1 protein-coding gene is annotated in these 269 nt (G+C 48.7%); it reads left to right on the top strand.

Annotated features, from left to right (window positions below):
- Positions 1 to 94: 94 nt before the first annotated feature.
- The coding region (locus EZM41_RS14605; protein WP_446697810.1) for a thiamine pyrophosphate-dependent enzyme at positions 95 to 269 on the top strand (175 nt) is incomplete at its 3' end.

The raw sequence follows: 269 nt of genomic DNA, 5'->3' as shown, positions 1-269 counted from the left end.
GCATACGTATTTCATACCTCCATCTCCCCTCCCATAACTCTTGGCAATCTAACAAGCAGCATTATATAGCCTCACTGAAGATAAAACAAGCAACCTGTTTTCGCTTGGAATTTTACATGAAGCATCTGTCAGCTTCGCCTTTACGGTGGGCGAGCTTGAGACGTTGGTCAGGTTTGGGGCGAACGTGAAGATATTTCTCTACAAAAACGACGCCTATGGATGGATCCGCGGCGAGAGCGTCTGGGCGGAGAAGATGGAACCCTTCGCTG

It is taken from the genome of Acetomicrobium sp. S15 = DSM 107314 (genome assembly GCF_016125955.1).
Taxonomy (GTDB): Bacteria; Synergistota; Synergistia; order Synergistales; family Thermosynergistaceae; genus Thermosynergistes; species Thermosynergistes pyruvativorans.
This window is presented reverse-complemented; position numbering and strand designations above follow the sequence as displayed.